Source organism: Sporosarcina sp. ACRSL (assembly GCF_022346605.1).
GTDB lineage: Bacteria > Bacillota > Bacilli > Bacillales_A > Planococcaceae > Sporosarcina.
In genome coordinates this window covers 146,815-162,020 of record NZ_JAKRNT010000006.1, presented here as the reverse complement: position 1 = coordinate 162,020, position 15,206 = coordinate 146,815, and the positions used below count along the sequence as shown (strand labels likewise).

Here is a 15,206-nt window from a genome sequence, read left to right as displayed (position 1 = left end):
CGTCCTGCGGCGACGGATGCATGACCTACTTCCTGTAGGCCCCAACAACGGATGCGAGCGTTTGTCAACAGGCTGAAACTACCTTACATACATCGGTAAGGTAGTTTTATTATGCCTTTTTAAATTTCTACAACCAAAACTATTGATATTCAAAATATGTGTGTTATTATAAATATACATTACAATGAATAAAGATGCATACCGATAGATAAGGGAGGATGAAAAGAATGGGAAATAAAAAAGTCGTTTTAGCATATTCAGGTGGTCTTGATACCTCAGTGGCAGTTCAATGGTTAACGGATAAAGGGTACGATGTCGTCGCTTGTTGCCTGGACGTCGGTGAAGGGAAAGACTTGCAGTTCATTCAGCAAAAAGCTTTGCAAGTCGGTGCGGTGAACAGCTATGTAATCGATGCAAAAGAAGAGTTTGCACAAGAATATGCATTGCTCGCATTGCAGGCTCGCACGTATTATGAAGATAAATATCCGCTCGTCTCCGCTTTGTCGCGTCCATTGATTTCCAAAAAGCTTGTAGAAGTGGCGCATAAGGAAAATGCAACGGCTGTTGCGCATGGTTGCACAGGGAAAGGCAATGACCAAGTTCGTTTTGAAGTGGCCATCAAAGCACTTGATCCGTCGCTTGAAGTAATTGCGCCCGTCCGTGAATGGAGCTGGTCGCGTGAAGAAGAAATCGCTTATGCGAAAAAGAAGAATATCCCGATTCCGATCGACCTTGACAGCCCTTATTCCATCGACCAAAATTTATGGGGCCGAAGCAATGAATGTGGCATCCTTGAAGATCCTTGGGCTGCACCGCCTGAAGATGCGTTCGGATTGACAGTTTCGATTGAAGAAGCTCCGGATCAGCCGGATATTATTGAAATTGAATTTGATAAAGGGGTGCCAGTGAGCATTGACGGCAAAAAATACCCACTGAGCGAACTGATTTTGAAATTGAACGAAATCGCCGGAAAACATGGCGTCGGTAGAATTGATCACGTCGAAAACCGTCTCGTCGGCATTAAATCCCGTGAAGTGTACGAATGTCCAGGCGCGATTACATTGTTGAAGGCACATAAAGAATTGGAAGATATCACACTCGTCAAAGACGTCGCCCACTTCAAGCCAATCGTTTCTCAGAAGCTAAGTGAGCTCATCTATAATGGCTTATGGTTCTCGCCTTTACGAAATGCGTTGGAAGCTTTTGTGAAAGAGACGCAGCAATACGTCAATGGTGTCGTCCGTGTCAAATTGTTCAAAGGGCACGCAATCGTCGAAGGCAGAAAATCGTCCAACTCGTTATATGATGAGAAGTTGGCAACATATACGTCTGATGATGAATTCGATCAATCAGCGGCAGTTGGCTTCATCCAACTATGGGGTCTACCGACAGAAGTGCATAGCACGGTGAATAAAAAACAAACAGTGAAAAATTGATCATCCAGACCTTCTGCAAAAAAGCAGTAGGTCTTTTTCCTGTTTATGGGACTGAAATCCTAACTTGCTAACTAGCTATTACTATTCAATTTACGAAATAAGGAACAATTATCCTTTTTTTGTAGTAAAATTTTGTATGATGCATAAGATTAGCAATCTATAAAGGATTAGGTAGGGAGGAAATGTAGTGGATGGTGTTCAAGAAACAATAGGGAAACGAAAATCGCCCGCACTATTGATTGCTCTGTTGACAGTTGTCGTATTGATAGGTGCCGGATCGGTTTCTGCCTTCTTTTTATTGAACAAGTCACCAAAAGTGAAGTACTTGTTAGCAGAAACGAAGACATTTGCACAAATAGGAGACCTATTCGAAGAGCGTTATAAAAATGAAGTAGACTGGATGGATGTACAAAAAACGAAGCCGGTTGAAACAAGCTTTGACCTTTCGGCGGAATGGAATGACCCTAGCGCTAGTTACGATATGGTTGAATTGCAAAGAATTGTAAACAACACGACTCTTTCTATGAAGCAAGTGAAAGATCCTGTTGAGAAGGAATGGGAAATAAATTTTAGCGGAGCATTCGGAAGTATTTCATCGGACTTCGTTACATTTTATATAACCCCTGAAAGATTTATGGCCGCATTGCCGTTTACCGATAAACTGCTCTATTTCATGGATGAGGATTACGGTAAATTGATGAGGGAAACGGACAGTTTTTATGAAGGTCCTGATAAACTCGGCCTTTCGCATCTATTCGAAGAGCAATTTGCGATGACTGGAGAATTCCAAACATACGTGAAAGAAGAATATATGGAGTACCTCTATCACGAGTTGCCTGAAGAAGCGTTTACAAGTGAAAAGGAAGAAATTGATCTATTTGGCGAGAAAATCAACACTGAAAAAGTCGAAATGAACCTGTCGGAAGAACAAGTGAAGACATTACTAGTGAATTTATTCAAAAAAGCACGGACAGATGAAAAGTTGAAGGCATTGCTAAAAGAGCAAATTGCTTTTTCGACTATGACAGATGATATTTCAGCTCGGCAACTTACCGAGATGATACGGGATTTTGAAGACTCGTTGGACGAAGCAATTGATGGGATCGAAAGTCTGCATATACCGGATGGAATCAAATCAACAATCTGGCATAAGTCGAACAGCATTGTGAAGCGAGAATTCACAATGTCGATGGGTGAATTCGAAGAAAGCATCGCAACATTTACATTTGAAGGCGTGCAGTTATTAGAGAAATCTGGACAGAAATGGGATTATTCATTCACAGGGATGGACCCTCATAGTGGAGAAGATGCTGTCTTGAATTTCAAAGGAGACTTGACGTGGAAAGACGGGAAGTCGGATGATACGATTACAATCTCCGCGGAAGATACGGTCATTACCTATAAAGGGAAAGAAGAACTTGATGGGAAAGAACGTACATTTAATCGGGAATTCTCCGTATCAGACGATGATTTTTCTCCAAGACTCGTTTGGAGTGGAAAAGCGACACATGAAAAAGATTCAATGAAATCGGACAATGATTTTACAATTATTGATCCTTCAGGTGCTATATCTTCATCCGATATATATCTTCGCTTGAAAAAGGAAGGGAAAATCGTGAAAAAAGTGGAAATGCCAAGTGAGTCCGAAAAGCTCGTCGATGTCGGAAATATGAGCAGTCGGGAATTAGATGACCTTGGAAATGAATTGGCCGAGGAGTTCGAGAAATGGGTCACTGAACTAATGGGCGATCTCCAAAGAGAGCTTGAGAACTTCTGATGATTGGAAGTGGACTGTTTGCAGTCAATACGAAAGATACTATTTTTTACGATTGAACACTTGAAACAGCTGAAGAAGAAGCGGGCGACCCTTCTTCTTCTTTTTCTATTCCCGCTTGTTCTCATCGGATTGTTAGTTGGACTTGCGGCAGGTTTAATCGTGCCAGACGAAAACGCCCCGATCCGTGTCGCATTAGTCGATGAAGACCAAACAACCGAGTCAAAGCTGATCAGCAAATTGTTGACGGAAACAGCAAATGGGCAACAATTTATACAAATCATTCCAGCGACAAAAGAAGAAGCAGAACGACTCATGGAACGGAATGAAATTAGCACGTCGTTTTCATTGCCGGAAAAGTTCACGGATGACCTTTACGAAGGGGAATCGGTGACCATTCCGATGATTGGAAATCCATCGAGACCAATTGACAGCTTCATCGCGAAACAACTTGTGGATAGTTTAGCTAGATACATTGCGGCTGCCCAAGCAAATATTTTAGTCATCAATGATTATGCAAAAGAGACGCCGATGACTCGCGATGAGCGGATGGAAATGATGTTTGACCAATTTATCGATTTTACACTTTATACGCTAGGAAAAGATAGGCTGCTAGATGAAGAGCTATTGAACAATTCGGCTACCTCTTCACCACTGAACTACTTTGTTGTCTCGGCATGGTTCATCGTCCTTTCCGTTTGGCTGCTGTCCTTTTACATCGTCCTACATAATGATGAATCGAAATCAATGGGTGCCCGGATGATGCTGTTCGGCGTAACAATTGGACAGAGAGTAGCGGCAAGGATACTCGTCTCACTATTAGTCAGTTCGATTCTCGCCGGGGTACCTTTTATCTTACTCATAAAATTACTGGGAATCGAATTTTACACGGTGGACTTCATCCGTTTTGGATTGTTCGCCTTCCTTTACGCTTTCATTCTACTTTGTTCTATTGCATTAATTGACGTCTGGATACAGTCAAAGAAGATCGGGTTGTTATTGCAATGCCTATTTGTCTTCGTCACGATCCTCGTGAGTGGTGCTTTGATTCCGACGTTTTATTTTCCACAAGAAATGCAAATTTTCTTTTCTTATTTATTTTCACTGATTGCTCTCGGGTGGATGATGGACCTTGTGCTGGAAGGTCGTAATTATGCGAATTACACGTCGCTAGCGATCTATGCGTTCGCCCTAATCCTTGCATTATCGATGTCGCTCGGTTGGAAAGCGAGGTGGAACAGATGATTCGAATGCCTGCTCAATTATTCCGGTTGAAAAAGGAATGGAAAAGTGTCATTTGCTGGCTTCTCGCTCCGATTTTCTTAACCGTTGTCGTCATGAAGACATTCGGCTTATTGCAGGAGGAGTCGAAAGTGCCGATTGCACTTATTGTAGAAGAGCAATCTGCCCTGGCAGCAAAATTGGCGGAAGAGATAGAGAAAAACGACATGTTGGCAGTCCATTACTTGGAACTGGATGATGCACTTCATAAGTTAAAACAACACGAGCTAGACAGTGTGTTCGTCATACGGGAAGGGTACGAAGAATCTGTTTTGGCAAATAGAAGGAATGGCTTGATTGAAGCTTACTCCTCCAATCGCTCCTTTGCCTATCCTGCCATTTCTGAAACCGTCATGTCACTAGCCCAGCAAGATATTTCAAGAGCGAAAGCGGCAATGGTCATCCGGCATCTTTATCAAGAATACGGCATGGAAGATGAATGGAACTATGATGAGATCATCCAAAGAAGCGAGGAGAAGCAAAGGAATGAGAGCCTACTCCACACAAGTTTTTCATACGGAAAACAAACAGCGCAGTCAGATGAGAAACCGATGGAATTATTGAATAGTAGAGCGGTTTGGGCGTTTTTTACAATGATTGCAGCCTTTTTCATTTTCGACTGGATGATTAAGGAAAGCCGTCCATCGATGAAAGTGAGATGGCTATATACGTCAACTTCGTTTAAAAGCTACGCACTTCGGATGTTAGCATTGTACTCATTACTGACAATCTTGTCGGACGGGATTGCCTTGTTTGTCTTCCACTTTGTTTTACACGATTCGATTTCCTTGTCTTTCATACTCCCGATGCTTGTCTTTAGGATGACGTTGAATCTATTCGCATTTTTACTCGCGATTGTCTATCGTCATCTATTCATGTACTACATAACGGGAATAGCCGTTTCACTTTTATTAACCGTGACTGGAGGGGCTGTCGTGCCGTTGGATGCTTTGTCGAGACAACTACAGTGGATTGAATTCATCAGTCCAGTCCGTTCGTTATTGACCATGACAATTCCAATCGTTTGGTTATTCGCATTACTAGTCGTGCTCGTTATATGGAGAGTGAAGGGGGGAAAGCAATTTGCTTGAAGTAAAAGAAGTTCAAAAACGATATAGACGAAAAATGGTGTTGCATCATGTTTCATTTCAAATGAAAGAAGGAGAAATTGTCGGACTCGTCGGAGAAAACGGTGCAGGAAAATCAACATTACTGCAAATATTGGCAACTGTCTTGCAACCTTCCGCAGGCGAATTGCGTTTACATGGTAAGCGATATGAGGATGATCTTAAGCAGATTCGACAGAAAATCGGTTACGTCCCCCAAGACATTGCAATTTGGGATGAGTACACAGTTGAGGAGAATATGCGTTTTTTCGAAAGGCTTTCTTGGAAAAGACGATCGCTGGAAGAGTGTAGAAACCTTTGTCTCGAGATGCAGTTGACACAGTGGAAGGAACCTGTCCATTCACTATCCGGCGGGATGAAGCGCAAACTTAATATAGCGATCAGCCTATTGCATGACCCAATTTTTCTTTTATTGGATGAGCCTACGGTCGGCATCGATTTGAAATCAAAAACGGAAATCGGCAATTATTTGCGTGACTTGGCCAAAAAGGAAGGAAAAATGATTTTATATACATCGCATGACATGGATGAAATTACGAATGTATGCGACCGCGTCTATTCAATTGGCGACGATCCATTTTACACGTCCTTGTTGAAAGAACGAGGAATTGTTGTGGAACGGTTATCTTGAAAGAATCAGCCATTTTTACAACAGACCCCTCATATACTAATACGAACTTGAATAGGTGATCAAGTGAAGAAAACTAAGAAGTTGGGGATAACAATCGGGATTGCAGCGATTTTATTCGGAATCGGAACGTGGCTGTTGTTAGGTAAATGGATGGCGGATGGACAAAAACCTGTAGCGGATGGCACGAATGAATATGCCATTATCCTCGGGGCAAAAGTGAACGGGGAGACACCGTCACTAACTTTGCGTTATCGATTGGAAGAGGCACTCTCCTATGCGGAAGCACACCCTCACGTGAAATTCATTCTATCAGGTGGTCAAGGCCCAGACGAAGACATTGCAGAAGGTGAGGCGATGCGACGATATTTAGCGGAGCACGGTGTCGATGAGGATCGACTGCTGCTCGAAACCGAGTCGACATCGACATACGAGAATCTCCTGTATTCGAAGAAGTTACTGCCAGAGGATGTCAATGCCGTCACAATCATCACGAGTGATTTCCATCTGGCACGAGCAAGGATGATTGTAGACAGTTTCGACCTTAAGACAGACGCATTGCCAGCTAAGACACCAAAGTCAGTGGAAGGGAAACACAACGTAAGGGAAAGACTCGCTTTGATTAAGACTGTAGTTGTTGGAAAGTGATACGAATGCAAAAAGGGATGTCCAGAAACTCTGGAGCAATCCCTTTTTTGTTTGAATTGATTTCTTAAGCGTCCAAAGCAAGTGGTCCCGCGCCCGAAGTGAGCGGTCCCGCGCTCGAAGTGAGTGGCCCCGCGCCCGAAGTGAGCGGTCTCGCGCTCGAAGTGAGAGGTCCCGCGCTCGAAGTGAGAGGTCCCGCGCCCGAAGTGAGAGGTCCCGCGCCCGAAGTGAGAGGTCCCGCGCCCGAAGTGAGCGGTCTCGCGCTCGAAGTGAGCGGTCTCGCGCTCGAAGTGAGTGGTTCCACGCCCAAACCGAGTTGTTCCGCGTCCAAAGCGAGTTGTTCCGCGTCCAAAGCGAGTGGTCCCGCGTCCAAAGCAAGCGGTCTCGCGTCCAATGCGAGGGTTTCCGCGCCCAAAGCGACCCATCCCGCGCTCAAAGCAAGCCTCTTCCTCCTCAAATCAAAGTCTATCAATCGAATGGAAAGTCGGTTTCAGTCCTTCAAACGTTGCAATGTATCGAAAGCCGATGGACTGCAACAGCTCAAGCGATTCCTTGAAATCAAAAGCGATCTGTTCCGGTTTATGCGCATCAGATCCTAACGTAATAATCTCCCCGCCACATTCCTTATACAACTTCAATACATCATCACTCGGCAACCCGTTCGGCAGCCCATAACGAACTCCTGACGTATTCAACTCGATCCCCTTTCCAGCGGGAATGATCACGTTAAAGATTTCACGTAATACATCATGGAAATCATTCTCGAGCACTTCAGGCGCATACCGTTTGATCAAATCAACATGTCCTAAAATGGAATAGTTCGTAAAGTTTTTCACGCAATGAAGCAATTCATTGTAATACTTCAAAGACGCTTCCTCGACTGTACTCCCCTTGAACAGGTCTCCGTAATGCAACCCTTTCCGGTCGACGGTATGCATCGAACAAATAATAAAATCAAATGACTCCTCTTTAAGCATCCCATCATATCTTTCCAATAAATGCGGCTGCACACCGATTTCTACGCCTTTTTTGATTCGGATCTGCCCTTCGTATTTCCTTCTCAACTCTATAATTCGCTCGTCATATTTCTGTTTATCAAAATCAAATTCTATCGAATCATCCGGATAATCATAATCAATATGTTCTGTAAAACAAATTTCTGATACGCCTTTAGCAATCGCTCCTTTCACCATTTCCTCCATATCGACGGTGCAATCTCCCGAAAACGAACTATGCATATGGTAATCAAACATTTAAAAAATTCCTCCTATCAGTTGACAAACAATAAATATAGATATATAGTACGTTATAACTTTAACATAGTAAAGTGATGAAGTGAAAAAGAGGTGGTGTGGCATGAATCTCGATTTGAAAGAAGTTGAACAATTTGAACAAACGGTTCGTTCATTAAGCAAACGATTCTCTACATATGGATTCCAACGGATAAAAACACCGGCTTTCGAACGGTATGACCTCTATTCGAAAGTGACGAGCTCTGTTAACCGTAAGGAAATGGTGAAAGTGATTGATCCGTCGGGAGAGGTTTTCGTCCTGAGACCCGATGTAACCATTCCCATCACACAGGAATTGTCTCACGCACACCGCAAACTGACAAGTGAACACCGCTTTTATTATATACAGGAAGTGTTTCGCCGGTCATCCGATCCTTCGGAAAAAATAGAACGGACACAAGCGGGCATCGAATATTTTACCGAAAAATCACCTGAAGCTGATGCGGAAACGATTAGTTTGGCACTACAGACGATGAAGGACTTGGAGTTCGATAACATCAAAATTGAAATTGGACATTCAGCCTTTTTTGATGAAATGATTGGTCAACTTCCACTAACCGAAAACGAGCTCGATCAGCTGAAAGCATTAATACAGGCAAAGAACAGTGTGGAAATTGCCCTTTTCCTCGAAAATGTAGAAGCCCCTTCGGACATGAAACATGCGATTTCGCAAATTCCTAATTTGTACGGAAAACCGAGAGAGGTGTTAAAGCGGGCAGAGCAGGTTTCTTCAACGCCCCGCATGCAAGAAACCCTTTCTTATATCGCAGAAGTTTGCCGAGGGTTAGCGTCGTATGGATTTGAAGACGATATCGTCCTCGATTTTGGATTGATCAACCGGATGGATTATTACTCGGGCATCCTGTTTCAAGGGTATGTAGGACGTTTCGGCAAGCCGGTATTAATGGGCGGACGCTATGATCGATTAGGTCATGAATTCGGAGCCGATCTTCCTGCAGTCGGATTCGCGTGTGAAATTGAAACATTATTGAAGGCTTCAGATAATCAGAGATTGTTTGAGCGTTAAATCAAGGGGCCAATTAAGGAATAAAAGGAGGATGCCGAATGGAGATTTTGACTGTCGCGATGGCTAAAGGAAGAATTGCAAATCAGGCAATTACGTTACTGACGGAAGCGGGGATCCTTTTTTCCGATTATGACCACAAGAGCAGAAAACTGATTTTCATGGATGAAACGAAATCGATTAAGCTCATTTTCGTGAAGGCAGTCGATGTGCCAACATACGTGGAACAAGGGGCAGCTGATATCGGGGTGATCGGCAAAGATGTGCTGCTCGAGGATCCTAAGGACGTTTATGAGTTATTGGATCTTGGCATCGGAAAATGCAAAGTGGCCATAGCAGGATTTCCTGACACCGAGCTTGGTGCACGAACCCAGTTAAAAGTTGCCTCCAAATATCCGAACATCGCAAAATCTCATTTTGATCAAAAGGGGATTCGTACTGACATCATCAAACTGAACGGGTCGGTTGAACTTGCGCCGCTCATCGGTTTAGCAGATTGCATTGTCGATATCGTTGAGACGGGCACAACACTGAAAGAGAATGGTTTAGTTGTTCTTGAGACAATCACGGAAGTAAGTGCAAGATTGATTGTAAATAAAGCAAGTTATGCCATTAAAACAGAGCGGATCCAAGATTTCATTTCCGATGTCAAAAAAGGGTTGGAGGTGTATTCATGAAAATCGTCACTGCAGCGGAATTCGCGAAAGAAAATCAGAAGCGGGAAGAGCAGAACGGAGACCTAGAGTTTGATCGAAAAGTGTTGTCGATCATCAACGATGTTCGTTTGAACGGAGATGCTGCCATACATACGTATACCGAGCGGTTCGATGGCGCGAAGTTGGAAAACCTTATCGTCACGGATGATGAATTTGATGAAGCGTATTCGCTCGTTTCACAGTCTTTTATAGCGTCTCTTCTGAAGGCGAAACAAAGAATTACAGACTTCCACAATGAACAGAAGGAACGTTCTTGGTTTATACGACAAGAGAAAGGCATATTGCTTGGACAACAAGTGACCCCGATTGAAAAGGTCGGCATCTACGTACCGGGAGGCAAGGCTGCGTATCCGTCGACGGTTTTGATGAATGTCATTCCTGCAAAAATTGCCGGTGTCGGACATATTGCAATCTCAACTCCGCCTCAGCAAGACGGGAAAGTGAACCCGTACGTATTGGTGGCTGCTAAAGAAACAGGCGTAGACGTCGTCTATAAAATGGGCGGCGCACAGGCGATCGCGGCGATGGCTTACGGGACGGAAACAATTCGTAAAGTGATGAAAATAACAGGTCCAGGCAATGCATACGTTGCAAGGGCGAAGAAATGGGTATTCGGTGACGTGGCCATCGATATGATTGCGGGTCCAAGTGAAATTTGTGTATTGGCGGATGAAACCGCAAACCCTGCCTATGTTGCAGTCGATTTATTATCCCAAGCGGAGCATGACGAGAGGGCGGCAGCCATCTGTGTGACGACAAGCGAGCTGTTTGCTGGACAGCTTGTGGCGGAAGTTGAAAAAAGGTTGTCCGAAATGGAACGAAAGGATGTTGCAAGCCGTTCCATCAACGATTTCGGTAGGATTGTCGTAGTTGGATCACTAACCGACGCACTTGATGTCGTAAACGGAATTGCACCTGAGCATTTGCAAATTATGGTGGAAAATCCGATGGCTCAATTGCCGTTCATCCGGAATGCAGGCGCCATTTTTATTGGCCCGTATTCTCCAGAAGCATTGGGCGATTATATGGCGGGACCGAATCATACGTTGCCAACAAGCGGAACAGCTGCATTTTCGTCTCCATTAGGTGTTTACGATTTTTTGAAAAGATCGAGCATCATTCAATATACAGAGGAAGCATTAAAAGATGTCGCGGATGACATTATTGTACTGGCGGAAGCGGAGCGATTGACGGGTCATGCTGAATCGATCCGGCTTCGGAAGGAGGAAGCGGAGTGAGAAGTGAAAGAATTTCGAGGAGCACTGCAGAAACATCGATCGACTTGGAGTTTTCAATCGATGGAACAGGCAAAACGGACATACGGACGGGTGTCGGTTTTCTCGATCATATGTTGACGTTGTTCGCGAATCACGGAAGATTTGACTTAAAGGTGGCTTGCGATGGCGATCTAGCTGTCGATCAGCATCATACCGTCGAGGATATCGGAATTGTGCTTGGTCAGGCTTTTAATACTGCTATCGGGAACAAGGAAGGCATTGAACGGTATTCGCTTGTTTCGACGCCGATGGATGAAGCGTTGTCCACCGTATCACTCGATATTAGTGGACGCTCCTTTCTAGTCTATAATGTTGAAGGATTGAAAGATAAAGTAGGAGATTTCGATACCGAATTGGTAGAGGAGTTTTTCCACGCTTTTACGAGACATGCCAATGTGACGTTGCATATCAATTTGCAATACGGTAAAAACAGTCATCATATTATCGAATCCATTTTTAAAAGCTTTGGCAGGGCATTGCGTATTGCGAGTACGATAAATCCGGAAATTGAGGGGGTTCCCTCAACGAAGGGTATTTTATAAGGGGGAGTCCACAATGATTTTATTTCCAGCAATTGATATCCGGGGAGGCAAATGCGTCCGTCTAATCCAAGGCGATTATGATCAGGAAACGGTTTACAATGACTCGCCTTCGGACGTGGCAGTGGAATGGGAAAGGCAAGGTGCCGAGTATATACATGTCGTCGATTTGGATGGCGCGAAAACCGGTGATTCATTAAACAAGGAAGCGATCGCTGAAATTGCGAAGGCAGTCAATGTCCCTGTGCAAGTCGGCGGGGGGATACGATCGATGGAAACGATTGATTCGCATATTGCAAATGGCGTTAGCAGAGTCATTATCGGGACAGCCGCCGTTCAAGATCCGGATTTTCTAAAGGATGCTGTCGCCAAATACGGTGAAAAAATTGCAGTATCAATCGATGCACGCAATGGATTTGTCGCAACGGACGGTTGGACGGAAACGTCAGATGTCAAAGCGGTCAAATTGTTACGTAAGCTTGAGGAAATAGGAGTTCAAACGGTCGTCTACACCGATATTCAAAAAGATGGCATGATGCAAGGGCCGAATTTTGATGAATTATATGTGATGAATCGTGCAGCCGATATGGACATTATCGCTTCCGGCGGTGTCTCGACCGAAGAGGATGTTCGAAAACTGAGAGAGATGGGGCTATACGGAGCCATCATCGGAAAAGCGTTGTATGAAGGGACTCTCACTTTGGAAACTGTATTGGAGGCTAAACGATGAAAAACCGAATCATTCCTTGCATGGACGTCGATAACCGGAAAGTTGTAAAAGGGAAGAAGTTTTTGGATGTCGCTGAAATTGCGGATCCGCTTACGCTTGCAAAAAAATATGTAGCAGACGGTGCGGACGAACTCGTCTTTTATGATATATCCGCCTCTACGAAAAACAGGGATATGTTCCTTGATTTAATAGAAGAAATTGCAAAGGAAGTTCCGATTCCTTTCATCGTCGGGGGAGGCATTCGGACAACTGATGACATTGAGAAAATTTTCAGCATCGGTGGGGATAAAGTTTCCATTAACAGCGCTGCTTTAAAAAATCCTGATTTGATCAAAGAAGCGGCCGAGAAATTTGGCTCCGAGCGGATCATCCTTTCAATGGACGTTAAGAAAACGGGTCCTGATAAATGGTCTGTCTTCGCAAAAGGCGGCATGGAAGAAACTGGACTAGATGCGATCGAATGGGCTAAACAAGGTGAGCGATTAGGCGCAGGTGAACTTGTCGTCAACAGCATTGACGAAGACGGCGTAAAGGATGGTTATGATATCGACCTCAACAAAGCGATTGCGGAGGCAGTCAGTATTCCGATCATTGCAAGCGGGGGAGCAGGCAAGCCCGAGCATTTCGTGGAAGTATTGACAGCAGGGAAGGCAAGTGCCGCCCTTGCCGCTTCGGTATTCCATTTCGAAGAAATCGATATTGCGGAATTGAAGACGTATCTGGAAAAACAAGTTGTGAGGAATGATGCGTAATGCAAATGGAAATTGAAGCACTTTTATTTGATCAAAACGGTTTAATTCCCGCCATCGTCCAAGATGAGCGGACAGGTGAAGTTCTCATGCTCGCCTATATGAATCGCGAGGCGATCCAAAAGACGATTGAAACGGAAGAGGCTTGGTTTTATAGTCGTTCCAGGCAGGAACTGTGGAATAAAGGCGCAACTTCCGGCAATCGTCAAATTGTTAAACGGCTCTCCATCGATTGCGATCAAGATACAATACTCCTTCAAGTAACGCCGCTTGGCCCCGCGTGCCATACGGGAGAAACGACATGCTTTTATTCGACCCAATTCGAAAAAGAGAGTTCAGTACGCTCAGTCGTGCATGAAGTCGTCGATGAAATAAAGGAGCGCCGTGCAAATCCGGTTGAAGGCTCTTATACTTCGTACCTCTTTCGTGAAGGGGTCGACAAAGTGTTGAAAAAGATTGGAGAAGAATCGACAGAGGTTGTCATCGGCGCTAAAAACCGGGATAAGGATGAACTGACGAATGAAATTGCCGACTTGACGTATCATACGCTTGTCCTCATGGAACTGCTCGACGTGTCGGTCGATGACGTGAAGTCCATCCTTCGGGAAAGAAGGCCGAAGAAGGAAGTGTTGCGGAATGAGTAAATTTTGGAGTGAAATGGTGAAGCGGACGGAACCGTATGTGCCAGGTGAACAATTAAATGATCGGGATATTATCAAATTGAATACGAATGAAAATCCGTACCCCCCAAGTCCACTAGTGAAGGAAGCCATATTGAAGCAACTGGAAGGGCAGCTCCGGTTGTATCCTTCTCCTACAGTGGACGAATTGCGGCGTGTCATCGCGGAAACGAATGGCATCTCTGCGGAACAGGTCTTCGTCGGAAACGGGTCGGATGAAGTCCTCGCATTTTCATTCATGGCCTTTTTCAATCCTGGTAAACCGATCCGCTTCCCGGCGATTACATATAGCTTCTACCCAGTGTATGCTAAACTGTTTAACATTCCATATGAGACGATTGAAGTGAATGAAGACTTTACATTGCCCGCAAAGCCTTTCTTCGGAGCTGATGGAGGCGTCATCTTGCCAAATCCAAATGCACCGACAAGCCTATATATGGACCTATCATGGGTCGAGTCCGTCGTCGTGAACAACCCAGATACTGTCGTCATCATCGATGAAGCCTATATCGATTTTGCACCTGAGTCCGCAGTTCAATTGGTCAAGTCGCATGAAAATCTTCTTGTCGTCCAAACGACATCAAAATCCAGATCACTTGCGGGTATGCGTGTTGGCTATGCGATTGGTCACCCTGCATTGATCGAAGCGCTTATAAGAATTAAAGATTCATTCAACTCCTATACGATTGACAGGCTTGCAATTGCCGGGGCGACTGCGGCTTTCAAGGATCAAAAATACTTTGACGAAACAGTCTTGAAAATTAAGGAAACCCGAGAACGTCTCACAGAAGCGTTGAAAGAATTAGGATTTAATGTTTTGCCGTCTCAAACGAATTTTGTCTTTGCTTCCCATTCAAACATGCGAGCTGTAGATTTATATACGAAATTGAAGGACGAAGGCATTCTTGTACGCCATTTCAATCAATCCGGCATCGATAACTATTTCCGTATTACAATTGGTACGGATGAACAGATGGACAGTCTATTAAAGAAACTAGAATGGATACTAGCTGGCGAAAACTGAATTTGAATATTCAATGGCAATGCTGGGTACGGAACTGCTATACTGGTGTCAAATGGACGTTTAACGTTAAGGAGGAAGGCATCCAGATGACTACCCCGAAATTTATCGATATCGCATTGATCATCTTATTGGGCTATTTTGCAATTGACTTTTTCACAAAAGGGCGAACAGCTGTTGCCATTTTGTTCACTGTATTAGCAGTATTGAATACTTTCGTTCTTGTCATGAAAATAAAACAGGATAAAAATCGTGCAAACGAGCCAAAATAATGAAAGCTGTACTTA

Annotated in this window: 17 protein-coding genes; 15 read left to right on the top strand and 2 right to left on the bottom strand. The window is 44.2% G+C overall.

The window, feature by feature from the left end:
- Positions 1-227: 227 nt before the first annotated feature.
- The 6 genes from MHZ92_RS10550 to MHZ92_RS10525 all read left to right on the top strand — a co-directional run bounded on the left by MHZ92_RS10550 (position 228) and on the right by MHZ92_RS10525 (position 6,894).
- The gene (locus MHZ92_RS10550; RefSeq protein WP_239431655.1) at positions 228-1,436 is read left to right on the top strand and encodes an argininosuccinate synthase; all 1,209 of its coding nucleotides are present in this window, start codon (positions 228-230) and stop codon (positions 1,434-1,436) included.
- Positions 1,437-1,623: 187 nt separating this feature from the next.
- On the top strand, positions 1,624-3,213 hold the full coding sequence (locus MHZ92_RS10545; RefSeq protein ID WP_239431654.1) for a DUF6583 family protein: 1,590 nt from the start codon (positions 1,624-1,626) through the stop codon (positions 3,211-3,213).
- 18 nt (positions 3,214-3,231) lie between these two features.
- The gene (locus MHZ92_RS10540) at positions 3,232-4,455 is read left to right on the top strand and encodes an ABC transporter permease (RefSeq protein WP_239431653.1); all 1,224 of its coding nucleotides are present in this window, start codon (positions 3,232-3,234) and stop codon (positions 4,453-4,455) included.
- On the top strand, positions 4,452-5,582 hold the full coding sequence (locus tag MHZ92_RS10535; protein WP_239431652.1) for an ABC transporter permease: 1,131 nt from the start codon (positions 4,452-4,454) through the stop codon (positions 5,580-5,582). The genes MHZ92_RS10540 and MHZ92_RS10535 overlap by 4 nt, the downstream gene beginning before the upstream one ends.
- Complete coding sequence (locus MHZ92_RS10530; protein ID WP_239431651.1) at positions 5,575-6,249, top strand: ABC transporter ATP-binding protein; 675 nt, start codon at positions 5,575-5,577, stop codon at positions 6,247-6,249. The genes MHZ92_RS10535 and MHZ92_RS10530 overlap by 8 nt, the downstream gene beginning before the upstream one ends.
- Positions 6,250-6,312: 63 nt before the next feature.
- A complete protein-coding gene (locus MHZ92_RS10525) occupies positions 6,313-6,894 on the top strand; it encodes a YdcF family protein (RefSeq protein ID WP_239431650.1) in 582 nt (193 codons plus the stop codon).
- A gap of 64 nt (positions 6,895-6,958) precedes the next feature.
- On the opposite strand, the gene MHZ92_RS10520 is transcribed toward MHZ92_RS10525, so the two are convergent.
- On the bottom strand, positions 6,959-7,327 hold the full coding sequence (locus tag MHZ92_RS10520; protein ID WP_239431649.1) for a hypothetical protein: 369 nt from the start codon (positions 7,325-7,327) through the stop codon (positions 6,959-6,961).
- Positions 7,328-7,349: 22 nt separating this feature from the next.
- Entirely contained in the window at positions 7,350-8,144 is a 795-nt protein-coding gene (locus MHZ92_RS10515) for a histidinol-phosphatase HisJ family protein (RefSeq protein WP_239431648.1), read from the bottom strand.
- 103 nt (positions 8,145-8,247) lie between these two features.
- Here MHZ92_RS10515 and hisZ point away from each other — a divergent pair, with 103 nt between their 5' ends.
- The 9 genes from hisZ (at position 8,248) to MHZ92_RS10470 (ending at position 15,191) form a co-directional block, all read left to right on the top strand.
- Positions 8,248-9,210 carry an ATP phosphoribosyltransferase regulatory subunit gene (gene hisZ / locus MHZ92_RS10510; protein ID WP_239431647.1) on the top strand — a complete coding sequence of 321 codons (963 nt, stop codon included), beginning with the start codon at positions 8,248-8,250 and terminating at the stop codon, positions 9,208-9,210.
- Between the two features lie 38 nt (positions 9,211-9,248).
- Positions 9,249-9,884 carry an ATP phosphoribosyltransferase gene (gene hisG, locus MHZ92_RS10505; RefSeq protein ID WP_239431646.1) on the top strand — a complete coding sequence of 212 codons (636 nt, stop codon included), beginning with the start codon at positions 9,249-9,251 and terminating at the stop codon, positions 9,882-9,884.
- Positions 9,881-11,161, top strand: coding sequence for a histidinol dehydrogenase (hisD, locus tag MHZ92_RS10500; protein WP_239431645.1), 1,281 nt, complete (start codon positions 9,881-9,883; stop codon positions 11,159-11,161). The genes hisG and hisD overlap by 4 nt, the downstream gene beginning before the upstream one ends.
- Positions 11,158-11,742 (top strand): imidazoleglycerol-phosphate dehydratase HisB, encoded by a 585-nt coding sequence (gene hisB, locus MHZ92_RS10495; protein WP_239431644.1) that lies wholly within the window; start codon positions 11,158-11,160, stop codon positions 11,740-11,742. The genes hisD and hisB overlap by 4 nt, the downstream gene beginning before the upstream one ends.
- A 13-nt stretch (positions 11,743-11,755) precedes the next feature.
- Entirely contained in the window at positions 11,756-12,469 is a 714-nt protein-coding gene (hisA, locus tag MHZ92_RS10490) for a 1-(5-phosphoribosyl)-5-[(5-phosphoribosylamino)methylideneamino]imidazole-4-carboxamide isomerase (protein ID WP_239431643.1), read from the top strand.
- Complete coding sequence (hisF, locus tag MHZ92_RS10485; protein WP_239431642.1) at positions 12,466-13,221, top strand: imidazole glycerol phosphate synthase subunit HisF; 756 nt, start codon at positions 12,466-12,468, stop codon at positions 13,219-13,221. Before hisA ends, hisF begins: the two co-directional genes overlap by 4 nt.
- Complete coding sequence (gene hisIE / locus MHZ92_RS10480; protein WP_239431641.1) at positions 13,221-13,862, top strand: bifunctional phosphoribosyl-AMP cyclohydrolase/phosphoribosyl-ATP diphosphatase HisIE; 642 nt, start codon at positions 13,221-13,223, stop codon at positions 13,860-13,862. The genes hisF and hisIE overlap by 1 nt, the downstream gene beginning before the upstream one ends.
- Positions 13,855-14,922 carry a histidinol-phosphate transaminase gene (gene hisC / locus MHZ92_RS10475; protein ID WP_239431640.1) on the top strand — a complete coding sequence of 356 codons (1,068 nt, stop codon included), beginning with the start codon at positions 13,855-13,857 and terminating at the stop codon, positions 14,920-14,922. Before hisIE ends, hisC begins: the two co-directional genes overlap by 8 nt.
- An 86-nt stretch (positions 14,923-15,008) precedes the next feature.
- Positions 15,009-15,191: a hypothetical protein gene (locus MHZ92_RS10470; protein WP_239431639.1), complete on the top strand. Its 183-nt coding sequence runs from the start codon at positions 15,009-15,011 to the stop codon at positions 15,189-15,191.
- Positions 15,192-15,206: the final 15 nt, after the last annotated feature.